Here is a 723-nt window from a genome sequence, read left to right as displayed (position 1 = left end):
TGTTGCACTTGATTTGACAATTCGGGAACTCATTTTTAATTTAATTAGTGTTATACACTGAATACCGTCTTCAAAAATAGGCTTAGGATAATTTCTTATGAAGAAATTTTTATCTAAATCAAAGATTTCAAATCCCACTTTTTGATATATCTTCAACTGTCTAATAGAGGAATTACCGGTGCTAATAAAAAGAGTGTGATAGTGATTATTACGTGACCAATCAATTACATAATTTAAAAGTTGTCTACCAATCCCTTGACCCTCAGAAGATGGATCAACGGCAATATTTTTAATCTCCGCTTCTAATATAGAATGATTGGGTTGAACGACTACCACACCAAGTATTTGTCCATCAAGTTGATAACCAAATAAAAGCGACTTAGATAGATAAGTACTGATTTGTTTACGATTGGGGTCTGCCTCTAACAATAAATTCCACGGTACTTGTTTTAAAGTAAGTTCTACAATTTGCTCCATGCTAATTTTCTCCTAAAAAAAGAGACCCCCTCAGGTCTCTACTCATTAATAAAGCCACTAATCGGACTTGAACCGATGACCCCTTCCTTACCATGGAAGTGCTCTACCTAGCTGAGCTATAGTGGCATTTCTAACTCAATTAGTATATCACATAAAAACCTGGTATCACAATGTTTACAATAAAAAAGAGTTCCCACAAAGGGAACTCTTTTACTGTTTTTGCATGGCAACGTCCTACCCTCGCAG

At 35.3% G+C, this 723-nt stretch carries 1 protein-coding gene and 1 tRNA gene; both read right to left on the bottom strand.

All coding sequences use genetic code 11. From position 1 onward, the window contains the following. The coding region (locus tag IV88_RS08960) for a GNAT family N-acetyltransferase (protein WP_057800547.1) at positions 1-477 on the bottom strand (477 nt) is incomplete at its 3' end. Positions 478-529: 52 nt separating this feature from the next. Then, positions 530-603: transfer RNA gene (locus IV88_RS08955), tRNA-Thr, on the bottom strand. Positions 604-723: the final 120 nt, after the last annotated feature.

It is taken from the genome of Pediococcus argentinicus (assembly GCF_001437605.1).
Lineage (GTDB): Bacteria > Bacillota > Bacilli > Lactobacillales > Lactobacillaceae > Pediococcus > Pediococcus argentinicus.
This window is presented reverse-complemented; position numbering and strand designations above follow the sequence as displayed.